The 21598-nt window shown below is 46.4% G+C and carries 15 protein-coding genes; 3 read left to right on the top strand and 12 right to left on the bottom strand.

Going from position 1 to position 21598, the window contains the following annotated elements:
* Positions 1-15: 15 nt before the first annotated feature.
* From ACXAH1_RS03520 to ACXAH1_RS03500, 5 genes are all read right to left on the bottom strand, one after another.
* The gene (locus ACXAH1_RS03520; protein ID WP_475193851.1) at positions 16-2670 is read right to left on the bottom strand and encodes an ATP-binding protein; all 2655 of its coding nucleotides are present in this window, start codon (positions 2668-2670) and stop codon (positions 16-18) included.
* Between the two features lie 66 nt (positions 2671-2736).
* Positions 2737-4968 (bottom strand): TonB-dependent receptor, encoded by a 2232-nt coding sequence (locus tag ACXAH1_RS03515; RefSeq protein ID WP_475193849.1) that lies wholly within the window; start codon positions 4966-4968, stop codon positions 2737-2739.
* Positions 4969-5133: 165 nt separating this feature from the next.
* Positions 5134-7371: an NAD(P)-binding protein gene (locus tag ACXAH1_RS03510; protein ID WP_253045717.1), complete on the bottom strand. Its 2238-nt coding sequence runs from the start codon at positions 7369-7371 to the stop codon at positions 5134-5136.
* 9 nt (positions 7372-7380) lie between these two features.
* Complete coding sequence (locus ACXAH1_RS03505) at positions 7381-8343, bottom strand: acetoacetate decarboxylase family protein (protein ID WP_253045718.1); 963 nt, start codon at positions 8341-8343, stop codon at positions 7381-7383.
* 163 nt (positions 8344-8506) lie between these two features.
* Positions 8507-9121, bottom strand: coding sequence for a dienelactone hydrolase family protein (locus ACXAH1_RS03500; protein ID WP_475193847.1), 615 nt, complete (start codon positions 9119-9121; stop codon positions 8507-8509).
* A gap of 291 nt (positions 9122-9412) precedes the next feature.
* Here ACXAH1_RS03500 and ACXAH1_RS03495 point away from each other — a divergent pair, with 291 nt between their 5' ends.
* Complete coding sequence (locus ACXAH1_RS03495) at positions 9413-10297, top strand: hypothetical protein (protein ID WP_475193845.1); 885 nt, start codon at positions 9413-9415, stop codon at positions 10295-10297.
* Positions 10298-10304: 7 nt separating this feature from the next.
* On the opposite strand, the gene ccoG is transcribed toward ACXAH1_RS03495, so the two are convergent.
* From ccoG to ACXAH1_RS03470, 5 genes are all read right to left on the bottom strand, one after another.
* A complete protein-coding gene (gene ccoG, locus ACXAH1_RS03490) occupies positions 10305-11690 on the bottom strand; it encodes a cytochrome c oxidase accessory protein CcoG (RefSeq protein WP_475193844.1) in 1386 nt (461 codons plus the stop codon).
* Between the two features lie 137 nt (positions 11691-11827).
* Positions 11828-13264 (bottom strand): sigma-54 interaction domain-containing protein, encoded by a 1437-nt coding sequence (locus ACXAH1_RS03485; protein ID WP_475193842.1) that lies wholly within the window; start codon positions 13262-13264, stop codon positions 11828-11830.
* Between the two features lie 64 nt (positions 13265-13328).
* Complete coding sequence (locus ACXAH1_RS03480) at positions 13329-14672, bottom strand: DUF1501 domain-containing protein (protein ID WP_475193841.1); 1344 nt, start codon at positions 14670-14672, stop codon at positions 13329-13331.
* A 12-nt stretch (positions 14673-14684) separates the two neighbouring features.
* A complete protein-coding gene (locus tag ACXAH1_RS03475) occupies positions 14685-16733 on the bottom strand; it encodes a DUF1800 domain-containing protein (RefSeq protein WP_475193839.1) in 2049 nt (682 codons plus the stop codon).
* A gap of 73 nt (positions 16734-16806) precedes the next feature.
* The gene (locus ACXAH1_RS03470; protein ID WP_475193838.1) at positions 16807-17760 is read right to left on the bottom strand and encodes a GlxA family transcriptional regulator; all 954 of its coding nucleotides are present in this window, start codon (positions 17758-17760) and stop codon (positions 16807-16809) included.
* 97 nt (positions 17761-17857) lie between these two features.
* Between ACXAH1_RS03470 and ACXAH1_RS03465 the strand changes: the two genes are divergently transcribed.
* Together ACXAH1_RS03465 and ACXAH1_RS03460 are read left to right on the top strand one after the other, a co-directional pair.
* A complete protein-coding gene (locus tag ACXAH1_RS03465) occupies positions 17858-18265 on the top strand; it encodes an MAPEG family protein (protein WP_475193836.1) in 408 nt (135 codons plus the stop codon).
* 40 nt (positions 18266-18305) lie between these two features.
* On the top strand, positions 18306-19094 hold the full coding sequence (locus ACXAH1_RS03460; RefSeq protein ID WP_475193834.1) for a metal-dependent hydrolase: 789 nt from the start codon (positions 18306-18308) through the stop codon (positions 19092-19094).
* A gap of 52 nt (positions 19095-19146) precedes the next feature.
* Here the strand turns inward: ACXAH1_RS03460 and ACXAH1_RS03455 are convergent, their stop codons facing one another.
* Both ACXAH1_RS03455 and ACXAH1_RS03450 read right to left on the bottom strand, forming a co-directional pair.
* Positions 19147-20559, bottom strand: coding sequence for a glycosyl hydrolase family 18 protein (locus tag ACXAH1_RS03455; protein WP_475193832.1), 1413 nt, complete (start codon positions 20557-20559; stop codon positions 19147-19149).
* A gap of 127 nt (positions 20560-20686) precedes the next feature.
* The coding region (locus ACXAH1_RS03450; RefSeq protein ID WP_475193830.1) for a hypothetical protein at positions 20687-21598 on the bottom strand (912 nt) is incomplete at its 5' end.

The following is a 21598-nucleotide window of genomic DNA, read 5'->3' as shown; positions in this document are numbered from 1 at the left end:
TTTATTCGCCAGCAATTAGATGGCCTGATTACACTCGGACTGCTGGATTGCAATATGTATCAGTTCAAATAAATCAACCATTGGTTCTTCAACCTTGTCATAATGTTTTTCTTTAAGCAGCCCATCAATCTTAGTTACTGTCTGATAAATATCATGGCAATCGAACATAGCTGATGTGCCTTTTAACGCATGAATAGACCGCGCCAGGCCATCAAAGTCGTGGTATTTCAGCTGGTTTTGTAACTGTACAAGCTGTTCATGCAGTCCTGCTATGTACTGGGATTTTAGTAAAGAAAACTCTTCGTCAGGTAAAGCAAGGTCCTCTTCAACCGTGATGTTCAGGTAGTGACTGACCTTCTTAGCAAATTCAGCTCTGTCGATAGGTTTGGCAAGATGATCGGTAAAGCCAAGCTTGAGGTAGCGTTCTACTTCATGGCTCATCGTATTTGCAGTCAGCGCTATCACAGGTGCAGTACAACCCGTTGCCTGGATAAAGTTAAATGCCTGTTCACCGTCCATCACAGGCATCTGTATATCCATAAGGATCAAATCAAATTCGTCATCCAGCACAGCTTGCACAGCAAGCTGGCCATTTTCAACGGCAGTAACACTCAGCCCCATTCGCTCCAGAATACGCGTGATCAACCGGCAGTTATCGAGGTGATCTTCGGCCAGTAATACTTCACCTTTTAACGATTCGGTTTCATAACTCTCTGACTCTGTGCCGAGTTCCTCTGATTGATGAATTTCCGAGAACGTATTTAACCACTTTGTACGTTGCGTGGTATACAAGCCTACAGACAGCGTAAAAGCAGTCCCTGAGCCGACTTCACTCTCAACGGTAATATCCCCGTCGAGTTTCTGTGCCAGGCTTTTCGAGATATTTAACCCAAGGCCGGTGCCGCCATATTTTCTAGTCGTTGACGAGTCGGCCTGATGAAAGGCGTTAAACAGCTCTTTTTGCTCAGCAGAAGTCATCCCAATCCCGGTATCCTGTACCCGAACGGATAAAATATCCTGAGTGCAACTCACATCGATCGAAATTTTGCCTACCGAGGTAAACTTAAGTGCATTAGAAGTCAGATTGAGCAATATTTGTCGCAACCGAGTCGGGTCAATCACAATATAATCAGGCAATGGAAAGTGATAATTCAACTCAAACTCCAGACCTTTGTCTCTGATCTGTTTACCCAACAGTGATTCGACATGAGTAATGGATTGAAATAAATTCGCCTCAATGAGTTCAACTTCGAGTCGGTTGGCCTCGATTTTAGACATGTCGAGAATATCGTTGATCAAGCCCAGAACATGACGTGAGTTTTGCAGGATCACCGAAATCGCATGATTGCGTTCATGAGGTTTAATATCACCCAACATGATGCCATCTGCATAGCCAATAATAGACGTCATCGGAGTACGTATTTCATGGCTCATATTGGCCAGGAAGCGACTTTTTGCTTCGCTGGCATCACGTAACTCTGACGCCAGCTGCTCCAGTTCATAAGTTCGCTTAAGGACCTTTGCTTCTAGATTTTTATTCAGCTCTATGTTTTCTTCATTCGTCAGGCGATATTTATCTGCCACCGCAAAAGCCAATAGCAAGGCATCCAGGGCAGTCCCTATCAGCCCGATTAAATACAAGTTGACAGCGATAGGAGGGAGTAAACCGAGGTTAGTGAAATTCCCGACCATGTTTGGTATCGCCATACACACGTATGCCAGAACAAAATAACGTGCCGGTTTAAACCCTTCCGTCAGCCGTAATATCCCAACATAAAGACCCATACACAAAGCTGACCCCGTGGCCAGCGTTGCCCACAAAAAGCCAAATCCAGGAAACAGAATACAAAATGGCGTGCCAATCGCGCCGATTGCGCCAACCCAGAGCGATGCCGTCGACAAGGCGGGGTGCGTCTCTTTAAGCTTAAGCAGTTGATTATAAAATAATACGTTAGTGATCGGCGTCAGGGCAAAACCCAGCCAATGTAAGTGAGCTGAGTAAAAGCCAAAGAGTTGATCTGAGATATGGAAGAAATGGCTCCAGGCGAATACCCAGGTTGCAGCAAACATCGCATAATAAAGATGCGTCATGTCCTTTGAGCCAATGTAAATCAGCAAGTTGTACAAACCAAGTACAATACCGACACTAAAGCACAGGGACATCAAAAGGTTGTCCATAGTAACCTGGCGCTCAAATTCCTTCACGGGAATAAGCTCCAGCTTAATTGGCGTATAAAAATAGTCACTTTCAAATAAAGTGACTATGTAATACCTCTGATTTGGTAACAAATGGATTTTGTTGCCATAGTGAAAAGGGTATTCGTTGGCATGCATACCACCCGTAAAGAACCGCTCAACCTCCGTCTCGGAGTAGATTCGCGTCTCTACATTGGATAATACGGTGTTATAGGGGTAAAGCACCAGATCCTGATACCTGGAGTGATTTTCAATCTCAGTTACCAACCAATATCGGCCAGAAAATAACGCACGTTGCGTCTGTTCCGCTTGCATACTTGCCCACTGTTCTACCTGAGCAAAACTGTCCGGGAACCGTGCGTTATTCTCGGCTGATAACACTAAGCCTTTGTCATGCAGATTATGCCCGCGTTGTGTTCCGTCGAACACATATACGTTTGCGCTGGCAAAAAAAGTGCACAGGCACAGTATCATTATAGTTAATAGCCTAAAACTACCCATATCGGACCTTAACTTAGATAACTCAGGGCAAAAGCCCGGCTAAAACCGATACGAAAAATCAACCCCAAGACGTCTCCCCTCTCCTTTAAAGTCTTCCAGCATACCCAAAAAGGCACTTAAGTCGAATTTTAAATGGCTGTATTCTTTATCAAATAGGTTCTTTCCCCAAATACCTACTCGCCAGTCACCTTGTTCAAAGTGCACACTCCCTCGCCATAAAGTATATCCTGATTGCATCGCATAGGCGTTTTGATTTTGGTCGAAGTAATATTCTGATTGATAGTCAAACCCAACTGTTGACACTAACTCTCCCTGCCAAAGCGGTAAAGAGTGTGTGAGATCCGCATTAATGTTCCACTCTGGGGTAAAGGGTAAACGATTGTCTGTTAATACATTGCCTACTGGGTCGGTGAATTGATCAAAGTTCGCTTCGGGCACGTAACCCGCGGCACTTCTGAATCTAAAAGACTCGTTCATCTTATATTGCACAGCGAACTCTGCGCCATATATTGTAGAACTACCAACATTCTCAAGAAGCTGCAATGGCGGAGCACCAGGCACAGTGGATGCCTGATTCATAAACACTTGCTGGTCACTGTAATCGTAGAAGAACAACGCGCCGTTGAGCGACAGGTTGTCGGCATTGTTGTACTTTACTCCCACTTCATGGGCATATAACTCTTCGGGACCATAGTCTGCCAGGCGAGCCTGCTCTTCCGTCGCTAGTAAGCCACCATTGTAGCCGCCACTTTTAGTCCCATTAGCAAAGCTATAATAGAGCATTAATGGATCTGAAAGCTGATAATTCCAGGCCAGGCGACCAGATAGTCCGTCATCCTCCACTTTTCCATTTACTCGATAGTATGGAATGGTCACACCATCAAGTTGTGCCACATCTAATACAGTATTCAGCCGGGAAACAGAGTCATAATCAACGGTCTCATCGCTGTAGCGAAGGCCCACTGTAATACGGTGTGCATCGTTTAGTTGCCACTCATACTGAGCAAATACGGCCGCTGACTTCACAATAATTTCATTATCATAGAAAAAAGTATTCGTCAGGGTAGTGTCTAACAGACCACGCATGTCACGTAAAATGTCGTTAAAGTTGTCCTGGTATATGCGCTCTTCTATATGAAATAAGCCCAGTGTCAGGTGGTCTCTGTTTATGGTTTGACTGTACCTTAATTCATTGGAGAGGATTTCATTTTTAAGACCGAGCTCCCCTTCACATAACCTGGCTGGGCTTCCATCACAGTTGAACGCATGGCGCCTGTCGAGGCGGTTAAAGCCATTTATGTAGGTCAATTGCTGACTGTCAGATAACTGCCAGTCTCCCTGTACTGTCCAGCCTTTATAAATTGACAAGTGCGGTGAATTATTATTCACACTAACAGCCCAATAATCCGAGCTGCCATCATTGAAACCAAATGCGTCGTAACATCCCGCGCCTCCCGCTTCACTCGGGGTGCAACGAACTCCATTTGCAGGGTCTTTGTAAATACCTATGCTGCCAACTGGCTGGACAATACCATCCCAATGACCATATTCGAGCTTTGCATACAGTGAAAACGCATCCCACTCAGCCAAGTAACTGAGACGGACGTCTTGCTGTTTTAGGCCCGCTTCCGGAGAAGGCTCAAACAAATTGTAGCTCGTATATTCGTAATCAGTGTGGTTAAAGGAAAATCGCAGCGCGCTTTGGTCATTCACCCTTGCATTATAGGCCCCCTGAACCCGACGCCACTCGTCAGTGCCCACACCGGCTTTAATAAAACCATAATTCCCGTCATCTGGCCGCTTGGTCCTGACAAGTAATGCACCACCGGTACTATTACGGCCAAACAGGGTGCCCTGAGGTCCTTTTAACACTTCAATTTGTTCAACATCAAACAAGTTCGCAATCTGATTGTTTGCAGAACCGACAGGTCTGCCGTCTATATACATAGCTATAGGTGACGTATTGGCCGTATTGTAATCTATCAACCCGACACCACGAATATTCAAAGCAGGTGGTGTGCCTTCTGCTGCATTCTGACTGACCTTAAAATTGGCGACATACCCACCCAATTCGCTGATATCTTTAATGCCCTGCTGGGTCATGTTATCGCCATTGAGTGTGGCGATTGAGATACTCACTTCCTCTAGTGTTTGCTTACGTTTTTGCGCATATACCTCGATGACTTCCATACTATCATTGCTTGCAAAAACACATACGGGAGAGAGAAAAACTGAAATTAATGATATTGAGATCGCTGAGAGTTTAAACATATCCGTGCTCTTTTTCTGCTTCACGCTTGTGCTTGTTTGAGTATAGTCTAAATGTAAAGACCTCCAACAAAATTGGAGGCCTTTTGTATATTCTATCAGTAGTTAGCTAACGCTGTTACCTGACCAGTTACCTGACCAGTTACCTGACCAGTTATCTGAGCCAACTTAATCAGGTTTAAATCCATCCTCCCCACTGATGTTTTCCGGCAACCCGCAAATTGCACGCGAAGTTTGCATGCCAGCCATTACTGCGGCTTCTACACACCCGGCATTTACGCCCGTACTGATCCAGTCTCCTGTCAGATACAAGTTTCTAAACACAGTGCCGTCCGTTGGTAACCTGTACTGACTACTATCCACAACCGATAATACATAGCGCTCACTGGGGTCAACATTCACACGCCAGTACTGGCTGTCAAATCGCTCTTCACCTTGCGCAATGCTATCGTCATAGAGTGTGTTCCAATTGTACTGCCCTGCAGCATTGTAAGCATTGGGCCACAGCGGTTTCATTTCAGTTGCCAGCTTGTTAATCGCATTAACTTTAACTTTGGCCTTTTGCTCAGCGGGGAAACCATGATCATGGCTGGGCGGATATTCCTCACAGCCAAATGCACTGCAAAAATAAGCGATATTTTTTGGGCCGTTGGCCGGCCAGTCTTCGCGTGGTAACAAGAAAGACATCGCAGCCCAGGTATCAAATGGTTGTGAAAAGCCACTGAGTATAGGCCGCTCTTCACTGGGCGGTGTGTAGTCAAACCCGAGCTGCTCGTCAGTTTGATTTAGCCAAACCTGAAACGCTTGCGTTGCCACCGTTTTAACTTCACTGCTTTGCAACCTGAGCCCACCATCTAATGCCAACAGTTGAGGACACAAATGTTCCAGTCCGCCCACTGAGATGCCAAAGATCACTTTATCGAAGTCTTGCCCTCGCTTCAGTGATAGTCGGGGTAAAGGAGTACCAAATTCGGCTTCATAAAGTGCCGACCAATTACTCCAGAATGATTCCAGATTGACATTGTGCTGTTGCAACAACGCAGCCTGCGCATCGTCTATCTGCTCATAGTTAGGCCGATCCGGCCAACATGGTAGCCCTTTGACGTCTACAAACGGGTCATAGTGACCATTTTTCAGCTTAACTTGCTGCGTCATTGTGATTTCATCAACCACATATTCACCGTCCTGCGATACCGGGATCAGTTCATCCACCTGATGGAAATACTCAAATTTCACGCCTCGCTTGCTGAGTAATTCATAGATAGGTGAAAAGATGATGTCGCCCATGCCCGCTTGCATTTTCCACATCACTCCACCACGGTAGCACAGCATCAAACGCAACATCGCCAACGAAGCGACACCCGCTTCTACATTCCCCTTGTCAAAATCACCATCGACATAGCCAAAAACCAGATCATAAAACCCCCTCACAGGAGCCGATTCAACTACATACAATTCATCTGCGCCGTTGCGCTTTAACCAGGCTTTAAAGTCATATTTGTTTATGGCTTCAAAGCCATCTGAGTGGACATGATCCCTAAGCAGACCTATTAACATTGCGATAGCCAGATCGGCGCAAATGTATAAACGCCTGATCACTGGATGGTCGTCCAGTAAATCTCGAGCTTCTGCTCTGAGCCAGCGTTTGAGCTTACGGACAATATACCAGGTCACCAATCGATCTCGGCTGTTTGACAAGTTCTTATCTGCAGCCCGTAAGTTGAGTAACTCATGCAGCTGGGTGATCAACAATCTGGGAGTAGACCAGATTTCCTTTGCCTCATCTTGAGCGCTGTCAAAAAAATCAGACACTTTGTCTTCCAAACTGTCAAATGCCGAAGTGATCTCACTCGCAAGGTGCTGGAGCAAGCCACGGTCACGGCGCTTACGAGTTTGTAAGCGGATTTCCCGATGCGCAGCCTCAACCTCGTCTTCCAGTCCATCAATCCATTTGTGTAGCCAGGCAATAGTCATCTGGATCAACTGCCAAAAGTGCAGATCTAACGTGCCATCTGCAGGATTACCTGGTACCAATGGAAAATCAATCGGCCAGGTTTCCCACTCATTGTCTATGTACTCCTGCAACACTACAAAACTATGTGGTTTTAGTGCTTGCTGCCAGGTTGCAATCGGTACTGAGCTGGGCCTGTCCAGGTTATTATAAACCGTTTCAATAGCCCGAAATGAGTTGACGTACGCTCCAAACCAAACATGTAAGCCATGCTCTTCAATACGCTCGTGCACATCCGGATTACGTCCACTCGCCCCTTTTCCTCCTAACCGCCAACCCAGCTGGTATACCGTAATGTCGTATTCTTCCTGCCAGTTTTCTTTCTCAGTCAAATAGACCGCTGCGGTCATGGCTGACACACCACCACCCAAAATTGCTATTTTTTCTTTACTCATTGCATCCACCTACCCCAACTCGGCCCTGACAATCTCGTGTGCGCCATCCTGGTCAAAGTCCATACATAGGTAATAAGGCAGCTTGGCAAATTGCTCCCCGACAGGGATCCCAAACATATCTTCAAGCGGGAATGCCTCAACCTGGTTAAAAGTGACTTTGTACTCATCTTTCAAAAAGCCCAGCTTGTGTAGTTTTTTAACCTCCGAGGGTGAATGAACAACGGCACTATAAACACTGTTTGTGGCAAATCCGTCGGGAAACTGCTTAAAGAAAATTTGATCCAACATTGGGTTTGTAAACCCGGTGAGTAATTGCTTGATAAACTCACTACTAATATCGATTTCGCTCGCACTTTCGTGCAGTAGCTCAGCAACTTCCTTACTGATCTCAACCGCCTCTTCAAACCAGGTGTCATCATCAGCAACACGATCAATAGACAACAGCTCGTACCAGGCCATTTTCTTATTTGGATCATAAGGTTGAAATGTTTCGAGGCTCAGTGAAAAGTGGTCAGCATGACGGCGATCCGCAGGCATTTCGTAGCGACACAAGTACTTATTGTACCCCCAGGTCTCACGGCCATTGATCAGCGCATTAATGTTATTAACTGTGATGAATGCCGGATACCAGTATAGGTGAGTCATGCGGTTGGTATTTTTACACACCTCAGCAACAGGTACCCAAATGATGATGTCTGTTTCCTGCATATAGCCATAATTACTAAACGGTGGTACTTTGGAAGCAATATTTTCGATGTCCGTGAACGTTAGCAGGCAGTGTGAAGAAATGGCTTTATACGTATTGGTTTCGTTCGGAACGGAGTTCAACGTAGCGTCGAAAAAGGCTTGTATTTTTTCAATTTTTCCCTTCACAAAAAATCCGTACATCATTGCATTAAGCATTCTGCACGGGGGTTTAGCAATCGGATTGCCAAGAAAATGTCGATAAGGGACAGTTAGTTTTTCAGACATAGAAAACTCCTTCTATTGCGGTGGTAACATGCGGCGCTAAAACACAGCGATACCAAATCAGTTTGCTATCACTGCTCCTTTAAATTATCAGCAACCACCACTTCACAACCTTAGGCTGTACTTCCATGACTGATAACTGGGGTGTATTAAGTGCCCACAACGATTAAGATGACACTAAGTCTAGTTCATCTTTGATACGCCGATAGTTAAATTTGATCTTTGCTAATTGCGCTACTTCCTCCTGACATTTCGCCAGATAATGCCCATAAGCATCGCTGTTATAATGGCCTGACAGACTATTCATAAACCCGTGCTCATATCGGGTGCGAAAACATTCGATATTCGGCTGTTGTTGCAAAATTTCCATTATTGGCACAATGTCAAAATGGCTTTCCTGATAGGGGAAGAAAACATCGACTCGACACCCGGGGTTGAGATGCAGGTAATTACGGATCTGCCCGGGATAAAAAGCAATGAGTTTAACGGAGCTTTTGAGCGCAATTGCTGACAGAGCACGCCAAGCTGCAACAGCCCCAGCGCTGAAGGCGATGATGAGATCAGGTTGATGTGCAAGGATGTCATCAAACACCTGCCTCATATATTTGTCATGCCCAACTTCATCAACAAAGCTCTGATATACCTGACTTTCTGGAAGATTTACTTTGGCCTCATACTCGCCGTAGGGCGAACTGACTTTGTAATCCGTCCCCAGGTTCTGTGCAAAGTCCTCAAGATAGTCACTATGACCGAATATGTCACCAACGATGAGCGTAACCATAATTTTTTCTCTTATTTCCAGTAAAATTATTATTGTTACGCCAACCCCTGATCTTAACTGAAAAATGCACCGATTGCAGCGTAACTGAGTTTGACTGTCCATGTTCTTAAATTAGCGCAAAACTCTAGGGGAACCTTTAAAATGTAGCAAACCTTTGCAATTTGTAAAAATAATTTAAAAAATAAATGGTGTTAAACACCCCCTTTTAAAGAACCGAGCTGTACAACCGTTCCTGCGTTTTAAATCGCCTCTGCTACACTGATTAGTCAGGTAACACTGTCGGAGTATTGCGTGAAAGTTTTTTTGTTGCTGTTAACATGTTTTACTCTATTTTGTCATGCACGCACCGATAACGACGTCATATCATGGATCACCATAGATTTTCCGCCCTACTACATCTACTCAGACCGGGACGAAGGCGAAGGCCGGGATGAGCAACTGATTACGCTCTTACATACTTTGATTGATAATCGGCAACATCAGCGCCAGGGGTTTCCCGCAAGCCGCGCCATTTATGAGCTTAGCCACAGTCACTCTGGTTACTGTATGGTCTCCTTATACAAGACAAAAAGCAGGGAAAAGCACATCACCTATACAAAACACTATTCAACGCTGGGCCTGGCACCCGGTTTGGCGCTTCGCAAAGAAACAGCCAGTGCACTGGGTCTGAACGTCCATCAGGATATCTCCCTGGTCGATCTGGTCATCAAACATGGGCTTACTCTTGGCGTTGCCCAAAGCCGCTCATATGGACAAGCACTGGACCAGCTCATTGCACGATTACCACGCGACCAGATTGTTGTCAGACCAGGATGGGACACCTTACAAAGCCTGACCAACATGTTACTGAAGAAGCGTGTCGATTTAGTGCTGGGCTACCCCAGTGAGCATTACTATCTGAGTAAACGTCTTGGAACAGACAACCTGACTCAGCTGTCCCTGTCTGGCGTGCCACTTGTCGCCAAAGGCTATATTGGCTGTACCAACAATGCAGCTGGTAAAAAACTGGTTCAGCTCTTTGACAATGCACTCATCAGATTGGTCAAAGAGGATGAATACAAAACGATTATGTTAAAATGGCTACCGGATCATTTAAAAAGCAAACTGAATAGACACCTCATCACTGAGACAAATAAACTCAGTAATGAGGTGTACATCGGAGAAGACCGAAATTAAAACGCCTTTAGCGATTTTTGTAGAAGTAACTTTCTTTTTCAATCGTGATGCCGGCATCTTCTTCAGCTGTCACGATAAAGTTAATGGGCGTTGCAGTGCGACTAAGATCGTAACCATCAGCGGTAACAGTTACAGGCACTAGCAGCATTTGCCCCGCTTCAATCTTAATAGAATCGGGCGCCGAAAGAGTCGCGTGCTCTATCCCACTTATACCGATCCGATAATGCAGAACCTGCTGCGTTTTGTTGATAATGCTCAATGTATAGGGGTTTTCAACCAGTCCTTCATAGTTTACTCGGTATAACGCATTTCGGTCACGGATCACCGAAGCTTCTATAGGCGTACGGTTCATCGCCCAAATCACCATAGTGACAACAATCATGGCGAATAAGGCCGCATAGCCAACCAACTTAAGCCTGAATGGATTGGTCTTTTTGCCTGATAGTGTATTTTCACTGGTGTACTTGATAAGTCCGGTGTCATAACCAAACTTGTTCATCGTCTCATCACATGCATCAATACAGAGTCCGCAGTTAATGCATTCATATTGCAATCCGTTTCTGATGTCGATGCCAGCCGGACACACTTCAACACATAAATTACAATCAACACAATCACCCAGCCCCAATGCTTTGTGATCTGCCTTGCGCTTTCTGGGGCCTCGGTTTTCACCCCGTGCCGCATCGTATGATACGACTAAGGTATCTTTGTCAAACATCACAGATTGAAAACGAGAATAAGGACAAGCTACATTACACATTTTCTCTCGCAGGAAGCCTGCGTTTCCATAAGTACAAAACGCGAACAAGAAGACCCAGAAACTGACCAGGCCAGACCATTGCAGAGTAAACATCTCGGTATAGAGTGTTTTTGCTGGCACAAAATAGGCCATGAAAGAAGTGGCAGTAAAGACGGAGATGAGTACCCATACGGCATGTTTTGCCAACTTTTTAGAGATCTTTTTACTATCCCAATTACTTTTATCCAGCTTAATCCTTTGGTTTCGAGTCCCTTCGATCCGATGTTCAACCCAAGTGAACATCAGCATCCAAATCGTTTGTGGACAGGTGTAACCACACCACACCCTACCCAACCAGTTAGTTACAAAAAACAAGCCAAACGCGCCGGCCATAAATACCCAGGCCAGGATCATGAAATCATGTGGTAATAAAGTCACGCCGAAAATACGAAACTGCTGAGAAGCCACGTCCAGCAACACGGCCTGCTGGCCTTTGTATGGGATCCAGGGAATAGCAATGAAAACCAGCATAAGGAACCAGCCCAGGTAGCGACGGATCTGCTGAAAAGGCCCCTTTTGCTCACGGATATAGATCGGCCCGTCCTGCTTATAGGGCTTGATGATCATATCTTCTTCTTTAATATCGAACTTCATAATACTTGCTTATTGTCAGTGAAACACACCATACAATTTGCAAGTTTCAGACCAAACTGAAAGTTTTTAACCTATTGTTTTAGCTAATAATTACAAACAACCAAGAAATTAGAGTCGTGAAATATCGCGAAAACCCGTTATATTTCGCGATCCCTTTGAATATTTAGCTTTTTCATTTTAGATCTCAGGGTGCTTTCAGGCATACCTAGCAGGGCTGCAGCACCTTGCTCACCTGCTACACGCCACTGGCAAAGATCAAGCACCGTTACTATGTGCTCACGTTGAGCATGTTCAAGGGATAAATCCTGAGCTACAGCGACGCCACTGGTATTAGCTGCCAATGCCTGGGTCAGCCTCAATGTTCTGCCAGTCGTTAAAATGGCTTCACGTTCCAGAATATTTTGCAATTCGCGGATATTACCGGGCCAGTCATACGCCTGTAGTTTTGCCAGCGAAGACTTGGCAATGCCCCTCAAATGCTTGCCCAAACGTGCATTGAGCCGGGATAGCATATTGGCACACAGTAGTGGAATGTCCTCCAGGCGTTCTCTGAGCGCGGGCACTTTGATTGGAAAGACGTTCAGCCGATAATATAAGTCCATCCTGAATTCGCCTTTTTCGACCATTTGCCATAAGTCTCTGTTTGTGGCAGCTATGACACGAATGTCCACGGAAATCGTTTTGCTACCGCCAACACGTTCAAACTCCTGCTCCTGCAGCACTCTCAGTAGCTTACTCTGCGCTTCCAATGGTAATTCGCCAATTTCATCCAAAAACAATGTTCCCTGATGTGCTAATTCAAAACGCCCCTTGCGTCTTTCATTCGCCCCTGTAAACGCCCCTTTTTCATGGCCAAATAACTCAGATTCCAGCAAACTCGGCGAAAATGCTGCGCAATTAACCCGTACAAAGGGCTGTGTGTTACGCAGGCTCAAACGGTGCAAGTTACGTGCGACCAGCTCTTTACCGGTGCCATTTTCACCCAAGATAAGTACGGTACTATCAGTCTGGCTCACCAGCTTGATCTGCTCGAGCATAGTCTGAAAAATATGACTCTGTCCCACCAGCCCCGAGTCTTGCCAGTCTTCATTGATCTCTGCAAGGAGGTAACTATTTTCATCTTTAAGCTGTTCAGAAAGTGTCTGAACCTGTTCAAGTGCGTTCCTCAGTGCCTGCTCAGCTTCAACTTGTTTGGATATATCGCGAAATATCGCGACAGCACCTATTATCTGCTCATCTTTAAAAACCGGTGTTGAGGTATATTCTACGGCAAAGCAACTGCCATCTTTTCGCCAGAATACTTCATCAGTGACATGGCGAGTCTTGCCGTCAAACATAGTGCGATAAATCTGACAATGATCAGCTGGATAAGGTGTGCCGTCTGCATAACTATGGTGGTGATACTGATGAATTTTCTTGCCTAGTAAATCATCCGCTGACCAGCCGGTCATTTTTTCAGCAGCCGGATTAATGAAAACCGCATTGCCGGACAGATCAAATCCATAGATCCCTTCGCCCACGGCATTAAGCAACAGGCGGGGATCATTCAAAAATTGTGCAATTACTGAAGACATAGCTTACCTCGTGACATTTCACGAGCTAATTTACCACGCCAGTCGTTGAAGAAAAACCGAAATACTAACTCTTAAATAAGGACAGTGCCTGCGCATCAAAATGACTGAGATTGGGAAACAGTTCTGTCAATTCACTGTCGGCAAGACCAAACCAACGTGCAAGCGGCGCAAAATACTGCTCGTTACTGAACGCAGGGATCAGGCGCCCACCGCCAACATCTTCACTCCCATCAAGTCGTTGTGCCATCATAGCTCCGTGTACATCCCCTCCATTCACTGCGCCACCCAATACCAATTGGTTGCCCGCCCAACCATGATCTGTACCATCACCATTCGAGGTCAAAGTGCGTCCAAAATCGGACATAGTAAATGTGGTCACCTGCTCTGCCAGGTTAAGTTCAGCCATTGCACTTTGAAATTCGACCATGCTTTGCGCCAGTCCTTCCAATAAAGCCGGATGGGTTGATTCCTGATTGTCGTGCGTATCAAAGCCGCCCATGGATACGAAGAAAATCTGCCGTTTAGCACCGAGCTGAGACTGAATGCTGATGGTTTTTGCAACTGCAGCGAGTTGCGCAGACAAGCTAGATTCACCAAATTCAGTGGTTAAAGTCGGTGCCTGCTCAAGTAAGGTATTCATATGCAAGGTGTGATCAATAGAGCCATTCAACCTGCTCGCATAAGCTGCAGCCAAGGGGTGTGCAGCCTCACTAAATAAGGTTTGCATAACACGCCGCACATGTTCAACACGCGGTTCATAGCCACTCAATGCATTTATTTTACTGATCCCACTTTTACTTAGCGCAAAAGCACTGGTGTTGGTACCTGTTTGCCAGGGATTAGCTCCATCAATTGTGATATTACTGCCAAATACCGTACCTTGATCCAGCCGCTCTAACAGCCTGGCACCCCAGCCGGTATTCAAAGTCTGTTTTTCCTGACCATGCATCCAAGTCGCTTGCTGATCATTATGAGAAAATAGATGCTGTGGCAGTGGAACGCTGTTAGCTTTGTATTGTGTCAAAGACGTTGGTGTAATTAATGTACCGACCCCACCGACGAAAGCAAGCGATTGCTGTTCAAAGTGCGGCTGCAGTGCATTCAATGCCGGATGCAACCCCACTCCCCCTTCGAATTCACTTGTCGGATTGAGAACCGTCGCTCCCTGCACGGCCAGATTTTGTCTGCTTGCTTCATACCAGGTGCGTGGCTCACCACTCAGCGGCACCAGCATATTCATCGAGTCATTGCCACCATATAGATACACACACACCAGTGCTTTATAGTCAGAAAAACTGCGCGCCTGTATGCTGCCAGAGAGGGCCTGAAGCTGTAAACTGGTTAGCGCCGCCGCAGACATGCCGCCTTTCAGGCACAATGACAAAAAGTCTCTTCTGCTTTTGTTCATCTTCTTTGCCTCCTAATACTGCACATTAAATTCAGGTGATAACGACACCATGAATAAAAGCTGTCCAACCCTGTCTGCGGTACTCTTATTGCTGAAGTATTCGTCCAGCTCAATCAGGGCATTGCGAGTCGACTCTGACATATTGCCGGCAAAATACAGCACGTTGTATCTGTTCAGCAAAGCGCTCAGACCGTTTGACTCCAGCAAAGTAATATCACTGTGGCCATACAGGTAAATCGCTGATGGATTCAAGGTCGTGTGGCGCTCTGCCATTCGCCATATTAGGTCACTATATTGTTGATTTAGAGTGCCTATCATAGCTGCATCATTGGCTATCTGTAATTCAGGCGCAAATAACCCCTGGGCGCTGAGCTCTGCCGGTTGGTGGTCAGGCCGGAAAAAATTAAATACTGATGGTGATAACATCGGACCCTGACCATACCTGTCATCGAGGTTCCAGGTGAAATAGTTACCTTCTTCGCTGTGGGCGTTCAATGTGCGCCACATCTGAACACCTTTTAGCAGTGGCTCCTTGATTTTACCCTGATAGGTAAGTACCGAACCATATCGCCGGGCTTCGTCATCGAGGTATATTGCGCGGACCACCGCGCTCAAATCCCCTCTAACGCCGTTGCCGTTGTCATTAAACACCTCTGCTACCCGTTCAACATACTGAGCAGAGGGGTTGGAGGTGATCAAACGTTGGATCAGTTGCTTGCTGATAAAAGGGCCCACATTAGGATGGTTGAACAAGTTATCCAGCGCCATCTGCATAGACTCTTCAGGTCCAACTCCGGCAGGGATCACAACACCATTTAACAGCGTTTTTTCAAGCGCGGAGTGATATTCCGGAAATGCCTGCATAGGCAGAGAGAAGTTTCGGCTCGGGCGATTCCAGCGTGCTGAAAAAGCAAAGGTCCAGCCGGTAAATACCCGGGCAAACCCGGTGATTTCCTGCTGCGAATAAGTAGCAATGGGCTGATTACCTTCGTCCAGCTTGACAGTGCCATCCTGGTTTAGCACTTCAAGCCCAATAGTGAATAGCTGCATGACTTCACGCGCGTAGTTTTCATCAGGGCGGATATTCCGTTCAGGATCCGCTTTTTCGTTGCCCAGATGACTCAGGTAGGTCCCCATCACAGGAGACAAGGTTACGGCTTCCAGCAAACTACGGTAGTTACCAAACGCATGTTCAAGCAATAAATCGTAGTATGCCAGCATCCCTTCTGGCTCACCTTTAAGTGCATTGTTTGCATCGGATACCACAAATATTTCACTTAAAGCGAAGGCTACTCGCTGTCTGAGCTGGTCGTCGGCATGCAAAGTGGCCTTCCACCAGGCATCTATGCGGTTGATTTGATATGGGGTATCCCTATCTGGATAGTTCTCCAGTAATGGCGAGTGATACGTTGCCGGCAAGGCCATTTGGTCAGCTAACCACTGCTCTTCACTCATGCCTGTTGCTGCATTCACTTCTTCAAGTGTCGGTCCCATCGTGCCCTGATGCAGTAGCATGGCTGCCTGTATATCAGACATTGCATTGCTGGCGTAAACCTCGATTTCTGTTGTTGTTTCAGCGCCCTGAGCATTCGTAACGGTCACAGAAAATTGATAGTTATCACCTTGAGCCTGATAGGTTTCAGGCAAGGTTACGGTGAGAATTGGGCCAGTAACATCGCCCAGCTCTACTGGAGGCCCGGTAAGCTGTTTCCAAAGGTAACTAAATGAGGTGTCCTGAGGATCTGCAACGTTTGCAGATAAAGTCAACGGCGCCCCCTTAACGACCTCGGGTTGAACAACAGAGACTTCTACCTCAGGGGGCGCATTTTGCGGCTCAGAGTCGCCGCCCCCCTCTCCCTGATCACCAGATGGATCGACTGCACCACCAGAATTCTCATCTGAAGGCGAATCTGCCCCACCCGAGGGCTGCTGGCCGTTGTTTGCATTCGCTGTCGTATTAGATGAATTGTTATCAGTGGCACCACCACTGTCAGAGGAGCCACCACCGCAGGCGACGAGAGTTGTCAGGCAAAAAGCGACCAGACCAAGGTGTGCGTTCATAATTGCAGAGTCCACAATGACACTTAGTACTTTTATAACAGTAACAGAACAAAATACATATACTAAATTACTATTATTCTCTGAACGCCCTCATACTAATCTGGAAGTGTTTCTTAAACTGTTTCGCCAGCGCTTGCGGGTCCTGGTAGCCGACCTTATACGCGATCTGCTCCTGAGATAAAGTGGAACCAGCCAGTAGATGTTTGGATTTCTCCAGCCGTACCAGGCGAACGTAGTCCATGGGCGTCATGCCTACGTGTTGTTTGAAACGCCGGATCAAAGTACGCTCTGACATATACACCGCGCCTGCCAGAGTTTTCAGACTCAAGGTCTCGTTGAGCTTTTCATCGATAAGTGATTGTACCGCTCTGACTTGTTCATCTGCATGATCCAGTAGCACGCTAAGCCTGATAAACTGATTTTGATTTGCCGACTTTTGCGGAATTGCCAGCCAAGAGGCTATTTGCTCCGCGACCTTTTTTCCTGCCATATCGCTGATAAAGGTCAGGATCAGGTGTAAGTAACTGTGTGCCGCCCCAGCGGTGTAAACGTTATCACTACGAAACACTATTTCATCTGCTTTAAAGTCTATATGCGGAAAGTACTTGGCAAAAAATGGCGCTAACCACCAACTCGCAGTAACCCTGTGTTCGTTAAGCAATCCTGTTGCGGCCAGATAAGCAACACCGCAACAGCCCGCTAAATGATAGCGGCAACCGTTGAGTGTATTATCAAGCCCATTAAGCGCCTGATTTACCTCTCTGCATTGCTTCCACAAGGTATCAGACCCGCTGTACTGAGCCCCCACCCAAACAATGGCATCGTAATCTCTTAGCTCAGTCAAAGTGGCATCACAGTGGATCGTCAGCCCCTGGCTACTGGCAACCCGAAGCTCGCTGCTCAGTGCTGCAATTTTCCAGGTGAAAAATTGCCTGCCCATTACCTGATTAGCCACGTTGAAGATGTCTATTACACCAGTTAATGCGCTGGCGAATACTTTAGGAGGACACAAAAGTACAACCTGCATGTCACTTTTAACCTGAAATTAGTCAATATTGACACAGTAACTTATCGCTTGCCTCAGATAAAGTAAAACCAGTCTTAATTAAAAAAGGAACAACCCAATGTGGATCCATATCCCTATCTTTTTCTTAGTGTTACTTTACACCTTATTGTGGTTTACCACTGCCACCTTGCGTATTCGGGCAGTCTACCAACGGAAAATATCTCTGACAGACATACGCTTTGTCAGTAAAGACGGCTTTCCTGAACGGATAAGGCTATTAACCAACAGCTATGACAATCAGTTCCAGCTGCCAGTCTTGTTTATTTGTCTGTTACTCCTGCTGCACGTTCAGGGGATTCAAAGCCAAATTTGGTATGTGTACAGCACCGTATTTGTTGCAGCGCGATATTGGCATTGCTACGAGCATATACTTGGGCACAATCTGAAAATGCGCACACTGGCTTTTGCCCTTGGCAGTATCACCCTGTTCGTTGCCTGGTTTACCCTGCTGTTCCAATCGCTTTAAGTAGCCTTTTTTGGACTAGTCATATGTTGAAAATGTCATTATGATCAGACCGATAGAGCAGCCACAGACACTTTCTGTGGCTGATGTAGTCTCCATTCATTCGGAAATATATTCAGTGGCTAATTTTGCAACTCACTTTAAAGCATCCGTGGTGGTGAGCGCCGCCGCTTCATCCGTTATACTGGCAACCAACCTGGCAGGCCTCAACGATATGCTTGTGTTATTTATCGTTGGCTCGTTAGCGGGATTACTCCCCGACCTTGATGCCGATAAATCACGCTCTTTAAACAGTTTGTTTTCAATTTTCGCGCTTTGCACTGCAATCAGCCTGCCCCTGGCCATCGAGTTTAATTCATTGCTCACCATTTGGTTGTCTGGGATTGGCATCTATTTGCTTTTTATGTACGCCCTGAAACCTATCTTCGAAAGCTATACCATTCACCGCGGCGCAAGCCACTCACTATTGTCTGTGATAATGTTTGCCGTTATCGCGGTTAACATGCCCTTATTTTTGGGTAAAGCGCTGCCTTTTGCGCTGCTATGCGGTGTAATGGTCACGCTCGGCATGTTGACCCACCTGATCCTGGATGAGTGTTACGCGGTGGATATTAATAATAACGAACTGAAATCTTCGTTTGGCAGCGCGCTTAAACCGGTTGCAACCAGTGCTCCGCTGGCATCAATCCTTCAATTAATCGTGGTACTACTGGGTAGCTATTTGCTTCACCCTCATTACGAGAGCATACCTGAAGTTATCCAGCACTGGCAAAACAGGCTATCTAATCTGCCTTTACTGCCGGATCTGGACACGCTAAAACAATTTTACTAAACACAGAGTTCAGCAGCTGCATTTGCCGCTGAACTCTGTGATTATTGATGAATTACTGACAGCTATAACTGGGGGCCAGGCCTTTTGCAACTTCCCATTTTGCAGTGAGCAATGAAGCTGCTCCCTTGCTGTCATGAGACAACTCCCAGTTCATAATACCGCCCGCGTTTAGCTTGGCATACTCAGTTTTTGCTCGAATGGTTGGAATACCGTTGTAATAACTGCTGCCATCTGTATCCCGACAGGCGTTCGCTGGGTTTTCCTGCACCAATGTCCGATATGCCTTCCAGGTTGGGCGCGCATAAAACGGCACACCTAAAACTGTTTTCTCTTTGCTCAGACCACGGCTCTGCCAGTATTCAATAGAGTCTTTGGCATACTGCATCGACGCATGGTTGCCATTGTTCGCGTCGTAAGCCATCAGGTTCAGAAAATCGATATCCTGGAATACAGACTCCAGAACCCCACCGCCTGTATAGCCTAACGCAACAACCGCAGCGGTCAGGAACTTACCACGAGCACGTAACTCTGCGCTTAACTCCTTTATCAACAACGCATAGTTATTAGCAGAGGTGCCAGGATCCGGATATTCCCAGTCCATATCTACACCATCCAGATTATGCAGCTCTACGAAGGCCACTACTTCACGTACAAACGTCGCGCGACCTTGCGCTGACGCCGCAAATGTTTCGAATGCGCTGTCATCGCCACCATTCCAGCCACCTATGGCAATGCCAACTTTTACATTGTTTGCATGCGCAGAATTTACCAGCGCTGTCATTTTGCTCAAATTTTCAAGCGGCTGAAGCGTGCCATCCGCGTTAGGTAACAAGAATGAGTAATTGATATGCGTCAGTTTGTCAAACTGGATATCACTGACAGCCCCCTGCCAACTTGGGAAGTAGCCGACAATTTTAAAATTAGGATCACCCGGAGGGAAATCATCGACAGCGACTGTAAAGTTTACAGCGCTGGACTCCCCTCTGCCGCCTGCGGCATCGACTGCAAATACCTGCAACTGATGGCTACCTAGTCCTTGTGCTTGCCAGGGTACAGAATACGGCGCGGTATTGTCTGTCGCAATCAGCGTTCCATCGATAAAAAATTCAGCCCGCTCAATCGCAACACTCTGCGGATGAGAAACAGATGCAGCCAGATCGACCGGCGTCCCGATAATAATGCTCGCATTGTTGCTCGGTGAGGTGACGGTTACTTGTGGTACCGGATCAGTTGCATCGCAATTACCATCCTTATTCCATACAGCATAAGTCGTAGAGTTATTTGCGGGGTTTTGATTCTGAGTCCACCACTTTGCGGTGTAACTCACAGACTGAAAAGTAACTGAGTCCCCTTTGGTATACACACTCTGAGCCTGCCAGTCAGTTAAGTTACTACAGTCAACCGCAAGCGCGACTTCCATCGCACCAAGCAATGGCAACGCCATTAATAAGTTTTTATATTTCATTACCTTTTCCATGTTGTATTTGTCGGCAAACGCAGGCCGCGCCGACGTTTTAAGAGTTGATGGCCTGCCCTCTCAGAGTAACAGAGCGAACAAAAATCATACAGCCAACATATTCTGCGACCTTAGTCTAAGAGCAAGCTGTAAAGGCGCATCTATGCGACAGAGTGATAGTAGGTACTTTCATTGAACACAGACCCACTTGCGTTGCAAAAAGGAGCATGTTTGAGTAGTTGTATTTGCTATACGTACAGTGTAGTTTTCCAGCGGTTGCTCCTGGCTTACCCTGTTCTACCACACCTCCAACAACTCCGTCGTCATCCCGCACGCGATGCGGGATCCATTTAAACCTGTTTTTCAGTGCTGAGTAGGTTTGTTTCGGTGTATTTGTCATACGTACGGAGTGGTCTGTTGGTAGATCCCGCATCAAGTGCGGGATGACGGCAGTGTGGACTTGTATGAATGGAGAAATACATGACACTTCGTCAGAAATTGCTCTATATATCATGAAAGCAAGGAGTATGTTTGAGCCGGCGTATTTACTACACGTAAAGTGTCGCCTTCCAGCAGCGACTCCAGGTTTGCCCTGCTTTACCACACCTCCAACAGCAACTCCGTCGTCATCCCGCACGCGATGCGGGATGACGGTAGTGTAGACCTGTTTGAATGGAAAAATACATGACACTTCGTCAGAAATCACTCTATACATCATGAAAGCAAGGAGTATGTTTGAGCCGGCGTATTTACTACACATAAAGTGTCGCCTTCCAGCAGCGGCTCCAGGTTTACCCTGCTCTACCACACCTCCAACAACAACTCCGTTGTCATCCCGCACGCGATGCGGGATCCATTTAAACCTGTTTTTCAGTACTGAGTAGGTTTGCTCCGGTGTATTTGTCATACGTACGGAGTGGTCTGTTGGTAGATCCCGCATCAAGTACGGGATGACGACAGTGTAGGCCTGTTTGAATGGAGAAATGTCAGCGTTCTCACCTAAAATATTTTTAAACCCAAACGCAAAAAAGCCCGACTCTTTCGAATC

This window comes from Pseudoalteromonas sp. AWH4_217 (genome assembly GCF_056161105.1).
The sequence above is the reverse complement of the archived record's forward strand: the minus strand, read 5'-3'. Positions and strand labels throughout refer to the sequence as shown.